11 protein-coding genes are annotated in these 15,468 nt (G+C 73.2%); 9 read left to right on the top strand and 2 right to left on the bottom strand.

The genetic code is table 11. The features are described 5' to 3' along the window. Window positions 1-36: 36 nt before the first annotated feature. The 4 genes from ACH4UK_RS09835 (at window position 37) to nudC (ending at window position 9,435) form a co-directional block, all read left to right on the top strand. On the top strand, window positions 37-3,459 hold the full coding sequence (locus ACH4UK_RS09835; protein WP_398355500.1) for an ATP-dependent helicase: 3,423 nt from the start codon (window positions 37-39) through the stop codon (window positions 3,457-3,459). A 57-nt stretch (window positions 3,460-3,516) separates the two neighbouring features. Further along, window positions 3,517-6,990: an ATP-dependent DNA helicase gene (locus ACH4UK_RS09830; RefSeq protein WP_398355499.1), complete on the top strand. Its 3,474-nt coding sequence runs from the start codon at window positions 3,517-3,519 to the stop codon at window positions 6,988-6,990. Window positions 6,991-7,000: 10 nt separating this feature from the next. Further along, on the top strand, window positions 7,001-8,395 hold the full coding sequence (locus ACH4UK_RS09825) for a dipeptidase (RefSeq protein ID WP_398355498.1): 1,395 nt from the start codon (window positions 7,001-7,003) through the stop codon (window positions 8,393-8,395). An 83-nt stretch (window positions 8,396-8,478) separates the two neighbouring features. Further along, a complete protein-coding gene (gene nudC, locus ACH4UK_RS09820) occupies window positions 8,479-9,435 on the top strand; it encodes an NAD(+) diphosphatase (RefSeq protein WP_398355497.1) in 957 nt (318 codons plus the stop codon). An 81-nt stretch (window positions 9,436-9,516) separates the two neighbouring features. On the opposite strand, the gene ACH4UK_RS09815 is transcribed toward nudC, so the two are convergent. Further along, window positions 9,517-9,771, bottom strand: coding sequence for a glutaredoxin domain-containing protein (locus ACH4UK_RS09815; protein WP_006127421.1), 255 nt, complete (start codon window positions 9,769-9,771; stop codon window positions 9,517-9,519). A gap of 247 nt (window positions 9,772-10,018) precedes the next feature. Here ACH4UK_RS09815 and ACH4UK_RS09810 point away from each other — a divergent pair, with 247 nt between their 5' ends. The 5 genes from ACH4UK_RS09810 to ACH4UK_RS09790 all read left to right on the top strand — a co-directional run bounded on the left by ACH4UK_RS09810 (window position 10,019) and on the right by ACH4UK_RS09790 (window position 13,941). Continuing rightward, window positions 10,019-12,238 carry an ATP-dependent DNA helicase UvrD2 gene (locus ACH4UK_RS09810; protein WP_398355496.1) on the top strand — a complete coding sequence of 740 codons (2,220 nt, stop codon included), beginning with the start codon at window positions 10,019-10,021 and terminating at the stop codon, window positions 12,236-12,238. Window positions 12,239-12,405: 167 nt separating this feature from the next. Continuing rightward, window positions 12,406-12,738, top strand: coding sequence for a hypothetical protein (locus tag ACH4UK_RS09805; protein ID WP_398355495.1), 333 nt, complete (start codon window positions 12,406-12,408; stop codon window positions 12,736-12,738). A gap of 176 nt (window positions 12,739-12,914) precedes the next feature. Then, window positions 12,915-13,283: a WhiB family transcriptional regulator gene (locus ACH4UK_RS09800; RefSeq protein ID WP_006127424.1), complete on the top strand. Its 369-nt coding sequence runs from the start codon at window positions 12,915-12,917 to the stop codon at window positions 13,281-13,283. Continuing rightward, complete coding sequence (locus tag ACH4UK_RS09795) at window positions 13,280-13,639, top strand: hypothetical protein (protein ID WP_398355494.1); 360 nt, start codon at window positions 13,280-13,282, stop codon at window positions 13,637-13,639. The genes ACH4UK_RS09800 and ACH4UK_RS09795 overlap by 4 nt, the downstream gene beginning before the upstream one ends. A gap of 98 nt (window positions 13,640-13,737) precedes the next feature. After that, window positions 13,738-13,941, top strand: a complete 204-nt coding sequence (locus tag ACH4UK_RS09790; RefSeq protein ID WP_398355493.1) for a hypothetical protein — start codon at window positions 13,738-13,740, stop codon at window positions 13,939-13,941. A 48-nt stretch (window positions 13,942-13,989) separates the two neighbouring features. On the opposite strand, the gene ACH4UK_RS09785 is transcribed toward ACH4UK_RS09790, so the two are convergent. After that, window positions 13,990-15,420, bottom strand: a complete 1,431-nt coding sequence (locus tag ACH4UK_RS09785) for an ABC1 kinase family protein (protein WP_398355492.1) — start codon at window positions 15,418-15,420, stop codon at window positions 13,990-13,992. Window positions 15,421-15,468: the final 48 nt, after the last annotated feature.

The raw sequence follows: 15,468 nt of genomic DNA, 5'->3' as shown, positions 1-15,468 counted from the left end.
TCATCACCTGTACACCCACCAGGACCGGCGAACCACGTGAGTCTCTCCTCCACCCGGCACAGTCCGCACCGTGAGTCACGGCCGCGGACCACGGGTGCGTACCGTCTGGTGCGCACTCCGCCGGGCTCGGTGGATCCTCCTCTGCTGGACGCAGGTCAGCGCGCGGTGGTTGACCATCCGGGAGGCCCGCTGCTGGTCCTCGCCGGGCCCGGCACCGGCAAGACCACCACCCTCGTCGAGTCCGTCGCCGCCCGGGTGAACGGGGGCGCCGACCCCGCCCGCATCCTCGTCCTCACCTTCAGCCGCAAGGCCGCCGTCGAGCTGCGCGACCGGATGGCCGCCCGCCTGGGCGCGGCCCGGGGCCCGCAGGCCACCACGTTCCACTCGTACTGCTACGCCCTGGTCCGGGCCCACCAGGACGCCGACCTGTTCGCCGATCCGCTGCGCCTGTTGTCCGGGCCCGAGCAGGACGTCACCGTCCGTGAACTGCTCGCCGGCCAGCTCGACCTGGAGAAGGAGGGCCTGCCCCACGTCCGCTGGCCGGACGAGCTGCGGTCCTGCCTGACCACCCGAGGCTTCGCCGACGAGGTGCGCGCCGTGCTCGCCCGCAGCCGCGAACTGGGTCTCGGCCCGGACGCGCTGGCCGCCTTCGCCCGCCGCACCGGCCGCCCGGACTGGACGGCGGCGGCGCAGTTCCTCGCCGAGTACCTCGACATCCTCGACGCCCAGGGCGTCCTGGACTACGCGGAGCTGGTGCACCGCGCGGTCCTGCTCGCCGAGCACCCCGAGGTGGCGGAACGGCTGGCCGGGAGCTACGACGCGGTGTACGTCGACGAGTACCAGGACACCGACCCGGCCCAGGTGCGCCTGCTGCACGCGCTGGCCGGGAACCGGGGGCGCGGCACGGACGCGCGCGGCGGGCGGACGCTGATCGCCTTCGGCGACCCCGACCAGTCGATCTACACGTTCCGGGGCGCGGACGTGAACGGCATCCTGGACTTCCCGGACACGTTCCGCCGGGCGGACGGGGGCCCCGCGCCCGTGGGCGTGCTCACCACCTCCCGCCGCTCCGGGGCCGGGCTGCTGGCGGCGACCCGGCTGCTCACCCGCCGGATGCCGCTGACCCGGCTGCCCGCCGACACGGTCCGCGCCCACCGCGAACTGCACGCCGTCCGGGACGGCGGCCGCGTCGAGACGTACACCTACCCGACCGCGTCCACGGAGCTGGAGAACATCGCGGACCTGCTGCGCCGCGCCCATCTGGAGGACGGGGTGCCGTGGCAGGAGATGGCCGTACTGGTACGGGCCGGAGGCCGCTCGCTGCCCGCCGTCCGCCGCGCCCTCACCTCCGCCGGCGTCCCCCTGGAGGTCGACGGCGACGACCTCCCGCTGCGCCACGAGCCGGCCGTCGCCCCCTTGCTGACGGCCCTGCGGACGGTGGCCGCGGCGGCGCTGCACACGGTCCGGGCCGACGAGACGGACCGGGAGACCGACGGACCCTCGTCTGCCCCGGAGGCCGACGGATCCCTGCCTGCCCCGGACGACGCCGGCCCCCCACCCGCCCCGGAGACCGACGGAACCCCTCCCTGGCTCGACACCGAGACCGCGCTCACCCTCCTCACCTCCCCGCTCGGCGCCATGGACGCCGCCGATCTGCGTCGCCTCGGCCGGGCCCTGCGCGACGAGGAGCGCGCCGCCGGAATCCGGGTCCCCGCTCCCTCCGACGAACTGCTGGCCCGCGCCCTCGCCGAGCCCGAGCGGCTGGTCACGCACGACCCCGCGTACGCCCACGGCGCGCAGCGCCTCGGCGCGCTCCTGCGCAAGGCCCGCGAGCTCCTCGAAGGCGGCGGCACCGCCGAAGAGGCCCTGTGGACCCTGTGGAACGGCACCCCCTGGCCGGGACGGCTGGAGCGGGCCGCGCTGCGCGGCGGGGCGGGCGGGCGCAACGCCGACCGCGATCTCGACGCGGTGTGCGCCCTGTTCGACACGGCCGCCCGCGCCGAGGAGCGCACCGGCGGGCGCGGGGCCCTCAACTTCCTCGAAGAGGTCGACGCCCAGGACATCGCCGCCGACACCCTCTCCCGGCGGACCGCCCGCCCCGACGCCGTACGCCTGATGACCGCCCACCGCTCCAAGGGACTCCAGTGGCGGCTCGTCGTCGTCGCCGGGGTCCAGGAGGGGGTCTGGCCCGATCTGCGCCGCCGGGGCTCCCTCCTGGAGGCGGACCGGATCGGCCGTGACGGACTCGCCGAACCCCTCACGCCCGGGGCCCTCCTCGCCGAGGAGCGCCGGCTCTTCTACGTCGCCGCCACCCGCGCCCGCGAGCGCCTGATCGTCACCGCGGTGAAGGCCCCCGCCGACGACGGCGACCAGCCCTCCCGCTTCCTGACCGAGCTGGGCGTCGAACCCCGCGACGTCACCGGCCGCCCGCGCCGCCCCCTCGCCGTCGCCGCGCTCGTCGCCGAACTGCGCGCCACCACGGTCGACCCGGCCGCCTCCGACACCCTGCGCGAAGCCGCCGCCCACCGCCTCGCCCGGCTCGCCGCGCTCACCGACGACGAGGGGCAGCCACTGGTGCCCGCGGCCCACCCCTACCGGTGGTGGGGTCTGGAGGAGCCGACCCGCTCCGCCGTCCCGCTGCGCGACCGCGACCAGCCCGTCACCCTCTCCGGCAGCGCGCTGGACCAGCTCGCCAACACCTGTGCCCTCCAGTGGTTCCTGGGGCGCGAGGTGAAGGCCGACGCCCCGGCCACCGCCGCCCAGGGATTCGGCAACGTCGTCCACGTACTCGCCGACGAGGTCGCCTCCAGCCGTACGCCCGCCGACCTGGACGTCCTCATGGAACGCCTGGACTCCGTGTGGAACGGTCTCGTCTTCGACGCCCCCTGGAAGTCCGAGCAGGAGAAGGACCACGCCCGCGCCGCCCTGGAGCGCTTCCTCCAGTGGCACGTCCTGGACCGGGGCGGCCGCACACCCACCGCGAGCGAGCACGACTTCGACGTGACCCTGGAGGCGGGCGAGTACGCCGTCCGCATCCGAGGCTCCATGGACCGGGTCGAACAGGACGCCGAGGGCCGCGCGTACGTCGTCGACTTCAAGACCGGCAAGGGCGCGCCCACCAAGGACGAGGTCGCCGCCCACCCCCAGCTCGCCGTCTACCAGCTCGCCGTCCGCGAGGGCGCCGTGGACGAGGTCTTCGACGGCCGGCGGCCCGAGCCGGGCGGCGCGGAGCTGGTCCAGCTCCGCCAGCCGGCCCCGAAGAAGGAGGGCGGCGACGCCTTCCCCAAGATCCAGGCGCAGGAACCGCTGGCCGGGGAGTGGGTCTCCGACCTGCTCGCCACGGCCGCCGGAAAGGTCCTGGACGAACGCTTCACGCCCACCACGGGCACCCACTGCACCCACTGCACCTTCCGCGCCTCGTGCAGCGCGCAGCCGGAGGGGCGGCAGGTGGTCGACTAGTCGACCGGACATCCGGTTCGTACCGGGTTGTCAGCGGGTCCGGCTACCGTTGCTCAGGTGTCCCCACGCATCACCGATCCCGAGCAGCTCAAGGAGCTCCTCGGGATCCCCTTCACCCCGGAGCAGACGGCCTGCATCACCGCGCCGCCCGCCCCGCAGGTGATCGTGGCCGGAGCCGGGTCGGGCAAGACCACGGTGATGGCCGCCCGGGTGGTCTGGCTCGTCGGCACCGGCCAGGTCGCGCCCGAGCAGGTCCTCGGCCTCACCTTCACCAACAAGGCGGCGGGCGAGCTGGCCGAGCGCGTCCGCAAGGCGCTGATCGCCGCCGGGGTCACCGACCCGGACGTCATCGACCCGGACCATCCCCCGGGCGAGCCCACCATCTCCACCTACCACGCCTTCGCCGGCCGCCTCCTCACCGAGCACGGCCTGCGCATCGGCCTCGAGCCGACCACCCGCCTCCTCGCCGACGCCACCCGCTACCAGCTCGCGGCGAAGGTGCTGCGCGAGGCCCCGGGCCCGTATCCCGCGCTCACCCGGTCCTTCCCCACCCTGGTCAGCGATCTCCTGGCGCTCGACGGGGAGCTGTCCGAACACCTCGTACGCCCCGGCGCGCTGCACACGTACGACACCGAGCTGCTGAGCGCCCTGGAGCACACGAGACTCAGCAACGCCGACCTGCGCAAGATCCCCGAGACCGCCGAGGCCCGCCGCTCGCTCCTCGGCCTCACCGAGCGCTACCGGGCCGCCAAGCGCAGCCGGGACCTGCTGGACTTCGGCGACCAGATCGCCCTCTCCGCCGAGCTGGCCCTGACCCGGCCCGAGGTCGGGGAGATCCTGCGCGAGGAGTTCCGGGTCGTCCTCCTCGACGAGTACCAGGACACGTCGGTCGCCCAGCGGCTGCTGCTCGCCGCACTGTTCGGAGCCGGCGGACCGTCGGGAGCGGCCGGTCACGCGGTGACCGCGGTGGGCGACCCCTGCCAGGCGATCTACGGCTGGCGCGGCGCGTCCGTCGCCAACCTCGACGACTTCCCCGAGCACTTCCCGCACGCCGACGGAGCCCCCGCCACCCGCTACAGCCTCAGCGAGAACCGCCGGAGCGGCGGCCGCCTCCTCCAGCTCGCCAACAGCCTCGCCGAGCCGCTGCGCGCGATGCACGAGGGCGTCGAGGCGCTGCGCCCCGCCCCGGGGGCCGAGCGGGACGGCATGGTCCGCTGCGCCCTGCTGAACACCCACACCGAGGAGATCGACTGGCTCGCCGACTCCCTCGCCCACCTCGTGCGCACCGGCACCCCGCCCGGTGAGATCGCCGTCCTGTGCCGCACCGCCGGGGACTTCCCCCAGATCCAGGCCGCCCTGGTCGCCCGGGACATCCCGGTCGAGGTCGTCGGCCTCGCCGGACTGCTGCACCTGCCCGAGGTGGCCGACCTGGTCGCCGTCTGCGAGGTCCTCCAGGACCCCGGGGCCAACGCCTCCCTGGTCCGCCTCCTCACCGGACCGCGCTGGCGCATCGGCCCCCGTGACCTCGCGCTCCTCGGCCGCCGCGCCCGCCTCCTCGTGCACCGGGCCGGCCACGCGGACGACGCCGACGCGGACCAGCGGCTCGCGGACGCCGTCGAGGGCACCGACCCGGCCGAGGTGATATCGCTCGCGGACGCCCTGGACACCTTCCTCGTCGCGGGGGACACGGCGGACGACGGACTGCCGTTCTCCGCCGAGGCCCGGATCCGCTTCGCCCGCCTCGCCCGGGAGCTGCGCGACCTGCGGCGCTCGCTCGCCGACCCCCTGATGGACGTCCTGCACCGCGTCCTGGCCACCACCGGCCTCGAAGTGGAACTGTCCGCGTCCCCGCAGGCGCTGGCCGCCCGCCGCCGGGAGACCCTCGCCAACTTCCTGGACACGGCGGCCCGGTTCGCCTCCCTCGACGGCGAGGCCACCCTTCTCGCCTTTCTCGGCTTCCTGCGCACCGCCGCGCAGTACGAGAAGGGCCTCGACAACGCTCTGCCCGGCGGGGAGAACACCGTCAAGGTCCTCACCGCCCACAAGTCCAAGGGCCTGGAGTGGGACGTCGTCGCCGTGCCCGGACTGGTCACGGGCCAGTTCCCCAGCGGCCGGTCCCGGGACGCGTGGACCGCCCAGGCCAAGGTGCTCCCGCACGCCCTGCGCGGTGACGCGGCGACCCTCCCCGCCCTGGAGACCGCCGCCGGTCTCGACGCCAAGAGCCTGAAGGCGTTCAAGGAGGAGATGAAGGAGCACCAGCACACGGAGGAACTGCGCCTCGGGTATGTCACCTTCACCCGCCCCCGCTCCCTGCTCCTCGGCTCCGGCCACTGGTGGGGCCCGTCCCAGAAGAGGACGCGCGGCCCGTCCGCCTTCCTCGACGCGCTGTACGAGCACTGCGCCGCGGGCCACGGCGAGATCGAGGCCTGGGCGGACGAGCCCGCCGAGGACGAGGAGAACCCGGCCCTCGCGGTGCCCGACACCGACCAGGCCTGGCCCCTCCCGCTCGACACCGCCGCCCTCGCCCGCCGCCGCACCGCCCGGGACACGGTGCTGGCCCACCTGGAACGCCTGGCCGTCCACGGCGACGAGCCGGCACCGGCGTACGCGGGCGGGGCAGTGGCGTACGCGGGCGGGGCGCCTGACGAGGACGAGCCCGTCGAGCCCGACGAGCCCGTCGACGTCGAGCCCGACGAGGCGCCGATCGACGGGGAGTGGGACTGGGACGAGCTCCCGACCGAACGCCCCCCGGGCCCCCCTGGCCCCCCGCACCCGGCCCCGCACATCCCGGCCGCCCGCCACCCCGAGGAGGCCGGTCCCCCCGAACGGCTCACCCCCGAGGAGGCCCGCACCCTCGCCTCCTGGGACCGGGACCTGGAATCCCTGGCCGGCGAACTGCGCCGCGCCCGCGCCACCGTGCGCGAGGTCATCGTGCCCGCCTCGCTCTCCGCCACCCAGTTGCTGCGGCTCGCCGAGGACCCCGACGCCTTCGCCCAGGAGCTGGCCCGGCCGATGCCCCGCCCGCCGCAGCCCGCCGCCCGCCGGGGCACGCGCTTCCACGCCTGGGTGGAGTCGCGGTACGAGGAACTGCCGCTGCCCCTGCTCGGCCCCGACGAGCTGCCCGGGGGCGACGAGAGCGACGCGGAGATCGCCGACGAGCGGGACCTCGCCGAGCTGAAGGAGGCGTTCGAGCGCACCGCGTACGCCCGGCGCACGCCGTACCGCGTGGAGACGCCGTTCCAGATCACGCTGGCGGGCCGCGTCATCCGGGGCCGTATCGACGCCGTCTACCGCACCGGCGACACCTACGAGATCGTCGACTGGAAGACCACCCGCCACCGCACCGCCGATCCCCTCCAGCTCGCCGTCTACCGGCTGGCCTGGGCCGAGCTGCACGAGCTGCCGCTCACCGCGGTCACCGCCACCTTCCTCTACGTACGCAGCGGGGAGACCGTCCATCCGCGGGGGCTCCCGGGCCGGGCCGAGCTGGAGCGGATCCTGCTGGACGAGCCCGCCCCCGAGGACGGATAGGCTCAAGAGCATGAGCGAGACCCCGGACAGCGCCGTCCGTACGTACACCGAACAGCACCGCGCAGCCTTCCTCGACGACCTCGCGGAGTGGCTGCGCATCCCGTCCGTATCCGCGCAGCCGGAGCACGACGGGGACGTACGGCGCAGTGCCGAGTGGCTGAGCGCCAAGCTCAAGGAGACCGGCTTCCCGGTCACCGAGATCTGGGAGACCCCCGGCGCCCCCGCGGTCTTCGCGGAGTGGCCCGGCGAGACCCCGGACGCTCCGACCGTTCTCGTCTACGGCCACCACGACGTGCAGCCCGCCGCCCGTGAGGACGGCTGGGCGAGCGATCCGTTCGAGCCGGTGATCCGGGACGGCCGGATGTATGGACGCGGCGCCGCCGACGACAAGGGCCAGGTGTTCTTCCACACCCTCGGGGTCCGCGCCCACCTCGCCGCCACCGGCCGCACCGCCCCGGCCGTCCACCTCAAGCTGCTGATCGAGGGCGAGGAGGAGTCGGGTTCCCCGAACTTCCGCGCCCTGGCCGAGCAGTACGCGGACCGCCTCGCCGCCGACGCGGTGATCGTCTCGGACACCGGCATGTGGGACGAGGACACCCCCACCGTCTGCACCGGCATGCGGGGCCTCGCCGAGTGCGAGATCGAGCTGCACGGCCCCACCCAGGACATCCACTCCGGATCGTTCGGGGGAGCCGTCCCCAACCCCGCCACCGAGATCGCCCGCCTGGTCGCCGCCCTCCACGACGAGGACGGCAGGGTCGCGATCCCCGGGTTCTACGACGGGGTCGCCGACCTCACCGACACCGAGCGGGCCCTCTTCGCCGAGCTGCCGTTCGACGAGGCGACCTGGCTGCGCACCGCGAAGTCGCGGGCGGCCTCCGGCGAGGCCGGGTACTCCACGCTGGAGCGCGTCTGGGCCCGCCCCACCGCCGAGGTCAACGGCATCGGCGGCGGCTACCAGGGTGCCGGCAGCAAGACGATCATCCCCTCCGCCGCCCTGGTGAAGATCAGCTTCCGGCTGGTCGACGGCCAGGACCCCGACCGCGTCCAGCAGACCGTCCGCGGCTGGGTGGAGTCCCGCGTTCCGGCGGGCGTCCGGCACCGGATCACCTTCCAGCCCGCCACCCGTCCCTGTCTGACCCCGCTGGACCACCCCGCCCTCCAGGCGGTGGCCCGCGCGATGGGCCGGGCCTTCGGGAAGAAGATCCTCTTCACCCGCGAAGGAGGCTCCGGTCCCGCCGCCGACCTCCGGGACGTGCTCGGCGCCCCTGTCCTGTTCCTCGGCATCTCCGTACCCTCTGACGGCTGGCACGCCCCCGACGAGAAGGTCGAACTCGACCTTCTGTTCAAGGGCGTGGAGACGACCGCGTACCTGTGGGGCGAGCTGGCCACAGCGCTCCGATGAATGCCCGGAACTCCGCTGAATCCTCTGCACACCTCCACGTACCTCTGCACACCCGTTCCGCCCAGGGGGAGTAGGAAGCACCTGTGAGCACCTTCGACAACGCCACCGCAGACCGCCCGATCGGCCTCACCGCGCCGAGCGGCATCGACCGCGCGGCCCACCACCGCCTCGACGAGGCCTGGCTGGCCGTGGCGTGGAGCCACCCGACGACCCGCGTCTTCGTCGTCTCCGGCGGGCAGGTGCTGATCGACGACACCCCCGAGGGGGGCACCGAGATCGTGATGACCCAGGCCTTCGAGGCCCCGGTCACCGAGACCCACCGGTACTTCCTCGGCACCGACGAGGAGGGCGTCAGCTACTTCGCGCTCCAGAAGGACTCGCTGCCCGGCCGCATGGACCAGTCGGCCCGCCCGGCCGGACTGCGCGAGGCCGGACTGCTGCTCGGCCCCCGCGACGCGGGCCTGATGGTGCACGCCGTCGCCCTGGAGAACTGGCAGCGGCTGCACCGCTTCTGCTCCCGCTGCGGCGAGCGCACCGTCATCGCGGCGGCCGGCCACATCCGCCGCTGCCAGGCCTGCGGCGCCGAGCACTACCCGCGTACCGACCCGGCCGTCATCATGCTGGTCACCGACGACCAGGACCGGGCCCTGCTGGGCCGCCAGGTGCACTGGCCCGAGGGCCGCTTCTCCACGCTCGCCGGGTTCGTCGAGCCCGGGGAGTCGATCGAGCAGTCCGTGGCCCGGGAGGTCTACGAGGAGGCCGGGATCACCGTCGGCGAGGTCGAGTACATCGCCAGCCAGCCCTGGCCGTTCCCCTCCAGCCTGATGCTCGGCTTCATGGCGCGGGCGAGCTCCTTCGAGATCACCGTCGACGGCGAGGAGATCGAGGAGGCCCGCTGGTTCTCCCGCGAGGACCTCACCGCCGCCTTCGAGTCCGGCGAGGTCATGCCCCCGTTCGGAATCTCGATCGCGGCCCGTCTCATCGAACTCTGGTACGGCAAGCCGCTCCCGAGGCCGGGCGGCGTGAAGCGGACCGGCTGAGCACCGGCCCCGGACACACCACTGCCCCCGGCGGTGCCGGGGGCAGTGGTCCGCGCGACGGGCAGTCGTTCCCTCGGCGGATCAGGCCGCGAGCGCCTGCTTCACCTGGGCGAGCGACGGGTTCGTCATGACCGACTCGGTGCCCGAGGGAGCCACGATCAGCAGCGTCGGGACCGTCTGGTTTCCGCCATTGGCCTTCTCGACGAACGCCGCCGACTCCGGGTCGTGCTCGATGTTGACCTCGTTGTACGCGATGCCCTCGCGGTCCATCTGGCTCTTCAGCCGACGGCAGTAGCCGCACCAGGTGGTGCTGTACATCGTCACAGTGCCCGCCATGTCGCTGGCGCTCCTTCGTCTCGTCCGTCCGCTGCGCGGCCGGCAGCGTCACTCGCGGTCCGGCGGCTTTCCGCAGCGTTTCCGCATCGGTCAAGAACGTACGGGACGCGGCGGGCATTCCCGCCACCGCCCAGGCGCTCCGGGCCGGACGACGAGCGGGGCGGCGGGTGCCGCATCAGTACGACGAATACCTCACCCCTGTGGACAACCGCCGCATCCGCCCCGTGGGACCTGGCAGCATGGCGGGGTGACAGCAGCAACGCACTCCACCCTCTTCCCCCAGGTTCCCGAGACCCCGGACGCCGTGCTCGACGGGCTCGACCCCGAGCAGCGCGAGGTGGCCCTGGCCCTGCACGGACCGGTGTGTGTGCTGGCCGGAGCGGGTACGGGCAAGACCCGCGCGATCACCCACCGCATCGCGTACGGGGTGCGGGCGGGCATCCTCCAGCCGGCCACCGTGCTCGCCGTCACCTTCACCAACCGGGCCGCCGGAGAGATGCGCGGCCGCCTCCGGCAGCTCGGCGCGACCGGCGTCCAGGCGCGGACCTTCCACTCCGCCGCGCTCCGCCAGCTCCAGTATTTCTGGCCGAAAGCAGTCGGTGGCGAGCTGCCCCGGCTGCTGGAGCGCAAGGTGCAGCTGGTCGCCGAGGCCGCCGCCCGCTGCGAGCTCCGCCTCGACCGCAACGAGCTGCGGGACGTCACCAGCGAGATCGAGTGGGCCAAGGTCACCCAGACCGTCCCCGCCGACTATCCGGCGGCGGTCGCCAAGACCCAGCGCGACGCCCCCCGCGATCCGGCGGTCCTGTCCCAGATCTACTCCCTGTACGAGCAGCTCAAGCGCGACCGCTCGGTGATCGACTTCGAGGACGTGCTGCTGCTCACCGTCGGCATCCTCCAGGACCGCAGCGATATCGCGGAGCACGTGCGCGGCCAGTACCAGCACTTCGTCGTCGACGAGTACCAGGACGTGAGCCCGCTCCAGCAGCGGCTGCTCGACCTCTGGGTCGGCGACCGCGAGGACCTCTGCGTCGTCGGCGACGCCAGCCAGACGATCTACTCCTTCACCGGGGCCACCCCCGACCACCTGCTGAACTTCCGCACCCGCCACCCCGGGGCGACCGTGGTCAAGCTGGTGCGCGACTACCGCTCCACCCCCCAGGTCGTCCACCTCGCCAACGGTCTGCTGAGCCAGGCCCACGGCAAGGCCGCCGACCACCGGCTGGAGCTGGTCTCGCAGCGCGACAAGGGCCCCGAGCCCGCCTACGCGGAGTATCCGGACGAGCCCACCGAGGCCGAGGGCACCGCCCGGCGCATCCGCGACCTCATCGCCGCGGGCGTGCCGGCCGGTGAGATCGCCGTGCTCTACCGGGTCAACTCCCAGTCCGAGGTCTACGAGCAGGCCCTCGCGGACGCCGGGGTGCCCTACCAGCTGCGCGGCGCTGAGCGGTTCTTCGAGCGGGCCGAGGTCCGCGAGGCGGGCACCGCCCTGCGCGGCGCGGCTCGCGCCGGGGGCAACGACTCCCTGCTCGACGGAGCGGAGGGGCTGCCGTCCCAGGTGCGGGCGGTGCTCTCCACCAAGGGCTGGACCAGCCGTCCGCCCGCCGGGTCGGGGGCCGTGCGCGACCGCTGGGAGTCGCTGGCCGCGCTGGTGCGCCTCGCGGAGGACTTCGAGACGGCGAGGCCCGGGGCGACCCTGACCGACCTGGTCCGCGAGCTGGACGAGCGGGCGGCCGCCCAGCACGCCCCGACGGTCCAGGGGGTGACCCTGGCGTCGCTGCACTCGGCGAAGGGCCTGGAGTGGGACGCCGTGTTCCTGGTCGGCCTGACCGAGGGCATGATGCCGATCGCCTACGCCAAGACCGACGAGCAGGTCGAGGAGGAGCGGCGCCTGATGTACGTCGGGATCACCCGCGCCCGCGTCCACCTCTCGCTCTCCTGGGCGCTGTCCCGGTCACCGGGCGGCCGGGCGAGCCGACGGCCGACCCGCTTCCTGAACGGGCTGCGGCCGGGCTCGGCGGCCTCGGGCGCACGGGGCGGAGCCGGCGGCGGCGGTGGGATCGACCGGGGCACCGGCCGGACCGCGGCGGCGAGCAGGACTCCGGCGGTCGAGCGGAAGCACCGGGGGCCGGTGCGCTGCCGGGTCTGCGGACGGACGCTCACCGACGCCGGCGAGATGAAGCTGATGCGCTGCGAGGAGTGCCCCTCGGACATGGACGAGGCGCTGTACGGGCGGCTGCTCGACTGGCGGGCCGCCCAGGCGGCCCTGCTGGGCCAGCCGGACTTCTGCGTGTTCACCGAGAAGACCCTCATGGCGATCGCCGAGGCCGTGCCGTCCACCGCGGGCGAGCTGGTCGTCATCGCCGGCGTCGGCAACCGGAAGCTGAGCCGCTTCGGCGCCGAGGTTCTTGCCATCTGCGCAGGTGAGGCGTTTGATGAGGAGTCCGGGGAGGGCGCCGACGAGACATGAGAAAAACTCATCCAGAAAATAGTTTGCGCCCGCACCAGTCGTCACCATAGGTTCTTAACCACGGGAACAGCGACTTCTCTGAAGCCCTGATTCCGTGCTGTACTTATCCGAATACGCAGGACCGGTCCCGGCCGGTCCCCCTGAGACGCCGAGAGGAGGCGATTGAAGTGATCAGCATCATCGAAACCCAGAAAATGACCGATCTCTCGGTCGTCTCCGCCTGCTCGCTCGGCCTCACCCGCTCCTCGGTTGCTTCGCTTCGCGCCACCGGTCTGTCCGGCGTCTCCGCCGTCCGTCCGCTGTCCCTGGCGAGCCTCCCCGTGATGCGGGAGCGCAATGAGCGACCGATCGAGGCACCGGCGGCAGCAGTAGCGAAGGCGGCAAAGGCTCAGGCCTATGCCTTTGCGGCAGCCGGTGCCGGAGCCAAGACGCAGACGCAGCACCAGAACCACACGAAGTGGGCCATCCGTGGGCCTGAACCCTGGAGTGATCCAGCCTGATCCAGCATCAGGCCGGCGCCTTCAGGGCCGCGGAACCCCACTCGGGATCCGCGGCCCTTTTGTTTTGTCCGAACGGACGAGACGGAACGAAGGAGCCTCGGGACAAGCAGGACTTGGTACCAGTAGCCGCCAACCGGCCAACAGGCCGGCACGACCAGACGAGGACACCACCCACCGTGCACATCGAAACGCACGCCCCGTCAGTACCGCTTTCCACCCCGATCTCGCCGCCCGGCTCCACGGAGGACTCCACCTTGACCCCGCTCACCACGCTCACCGCGCTCGACGACGCCATCGAGAACCTCGGCGTGCCCGTTCCCTGCCGTTCCTACGACCCGGAGGTCTTCTTCGCCGAGTCGCCCGCCGACGTCGAGTACGCCAAGTCCCTCTGCCGCACCTGCCCGCTCGTCGAGGCCTGCCTCGCCGGGGCGAAGGACCGCCGCGAGCCGTGGGGTGTCTGGGGCGGCGAGCTCTTCGTCCAGGGCGTCGTCGTGGCCCGCAAGCGTCCGCGTGGCCGTCCGCGCAAGAACCCGGTCGCGGCGTGACCGCCACCTGTGGGGTCCCCGCCCCCACATCCAGGCTGCGCCTCGGAACGATCGACCGTCCTCAGACTCATGACCCCCGGAATCAGGCACCAATGATCACCCCCACGAAGGAGCCCGTCGGCTCCGCCACCCCTGACGTCACCATCATCGGCGCGAACGACTCGCGTCAGAACAGGACCCGCGAGATGCAACTCATCCCAGAAGCCCTGGCTCGTGCGCATATGCACGACCGCCTGCGGGAGGCCCAGGAGGACCGCCAGTCGGCCCGCCTGATCAGCGCCCGCCGCATGCAGCGCCGAGCGGAGCGCGCCTCGCTGCGCGCCCGCCGCGCGCTGGCCATGGCGGTCATGCACTGACCGTGCAGCCATTACCCCACCGCGGGGCCGTCCGGACACGGGCGGCCCCGCGGTGCGTTGTGCCGTCGCCCGTCCGGTCGCAGGGATATCGTCAGGAGGTGGACGAGGAGAACGATCCCCCCGAACAGCCCGTCGCGGGAAGCGTGGTGTGCGCCCGCTGCGGCACCGCCGTCGAAGGCGGAACCGCCCCGGTGACGTGGCTCAGCTCCGTGGAGGACGGACGCCGTCTCCACTTCTGCGAGGGCTGCGCCCGCCTCCACATCCGCGCGATCGAGAGCCGCCTCGACTCGCTCTGGTGGTGACCGCCCACCCGGCCCCGGGCGTCGGAGGCGGGAGACCACGGGCCCTCACTACGCCTGGACGGTCTCGCCCTCCTCCTCGGCGTACTCCGCCGCCGGGCCCTCCACCGCCCTGTCGTCGGCCTCCGGTTCGTCCGCCTCCGGGTCCTCCACCAGGAATCCCGGCAGCCAAGCTTCGAGCTCGTCGCGCAGCCGGACCGTCGCGCCCAGTTGGCACAGCACCCCGATCGTGCTGAGCGTCACCCGGTGTATCAGGACGTAGGACGGGGGCAGATTCAGCTGCCGGCCGAGCTGATGGGCGGGGGAGCGCGGATCGGCGATCCGGGCCGCCTGCTCACGGATCCAGCCCCGGCTGAAGGTGAACTCCTCCACCCGCGTGGGCTCGATGATCGGGAGCAGATAGTCGAGCACCGCGTCCGGGTCCAGGTCGATCGACTCCTTCACGAAGCCGTCCTCGCGCAGCAGCCCGTACACCGCGGCCCCATCGCCCTCCAGCGTCAGCCGCAGGGACTCCCCGATGTTCCGCGGGAGCCCGCCCGGAAGCCGGTCGACCGTGCCGAAGTCCAGCACCCCCAGCCGCCACGAGCCGGCCGAGCCGTCTTCCTCCTCCGGCAGCAGGCGGAAGTTGCCCGGATGCGGGTCGCCGTGCAGCAGGCCGGTGCGCGCCGGACCGGAGAAGAGGAAGCGGGCCAGCAGCTGCCCCGCACGGTCCCGCTGCTCCGCCGTACCCTCCGCGATGACCTCGGACAGCGGGATCCCGTCGATCCACTCCGTCACCAGCACCTGGTCGGACTGGTGCACCACCTGGGGGACCACCACATCGGGGTCGTCCGCGAACTCCGCCGCGTGCTCCCGCTGCGCCTGCGCCTCCAGCTCGTAGTCCAGCTCCTCCTCGACCCGGTCGCGCAGTTCCTTGATCACCGGCTTGATGTCCATCCCCGGGACCAGCGGGCCAAGCAGCCGGGCGAACCGGCTGAGCTGGGTCAGGTCGGACAGCAACGCCTCGCCCGCGCCCGGATACTGCACCTTCACGGCGACCTCGCGGCCGTCGTGCCACACGGCCCGGTGCACCTGACCGATCGAGGCGGCGGCCGCCGGTGTGTCCTCGAACTCCAGGAAGCACTGCCGCCAGTCCTCGCCGATCCGTTCGGCGAGAACCCCGTGGACCGTGCGCGCGGGCAGCGGCGGCGCGGCCTCCTGCAGTTTGGTCAGCGCGGCCCGGTAGGGGCCGGCGATCTCTTCGGGCAGGGCCGACTCGAAGACGGAGAGGGCCTGGCCCAGCTTCATGGCCCCGCCCTTCAGCTCGCCCAGGGTCTTGAACAGTTGGTCCGCCGTGCGCTGCTGCACCTCACGGGCGACCAGCTCGGCGGACCTTCCGCCGATCCGCTTGCCCAGACCCCAGGTGGCACGGCCGGCGAAGCCGAGCGGAAGCGCGGCCAGCTTGGCCGTACGCGTAACCGCCTTCCGGGGAAGATCAGACATGTGCCCCTCCAGTTCCCAGATTGCCGTGCCGCTCGGGCCTCCGGTGTC

This window comes from Streptomyces sp. NPDC020884 (assembly GCF_044333935.1).
In the GTDB taxonomy this organism is placed as follows: domain Bacteria; phylum Actinomycetota; class Actinomycetes; order Streptomycetales; family Streptomycetaceae; genus Streptomyces.
Note: the sequence above shows the minus strand (reverse complement) of the source record. Positions and strands in the feature narration are given on the sequence as shown.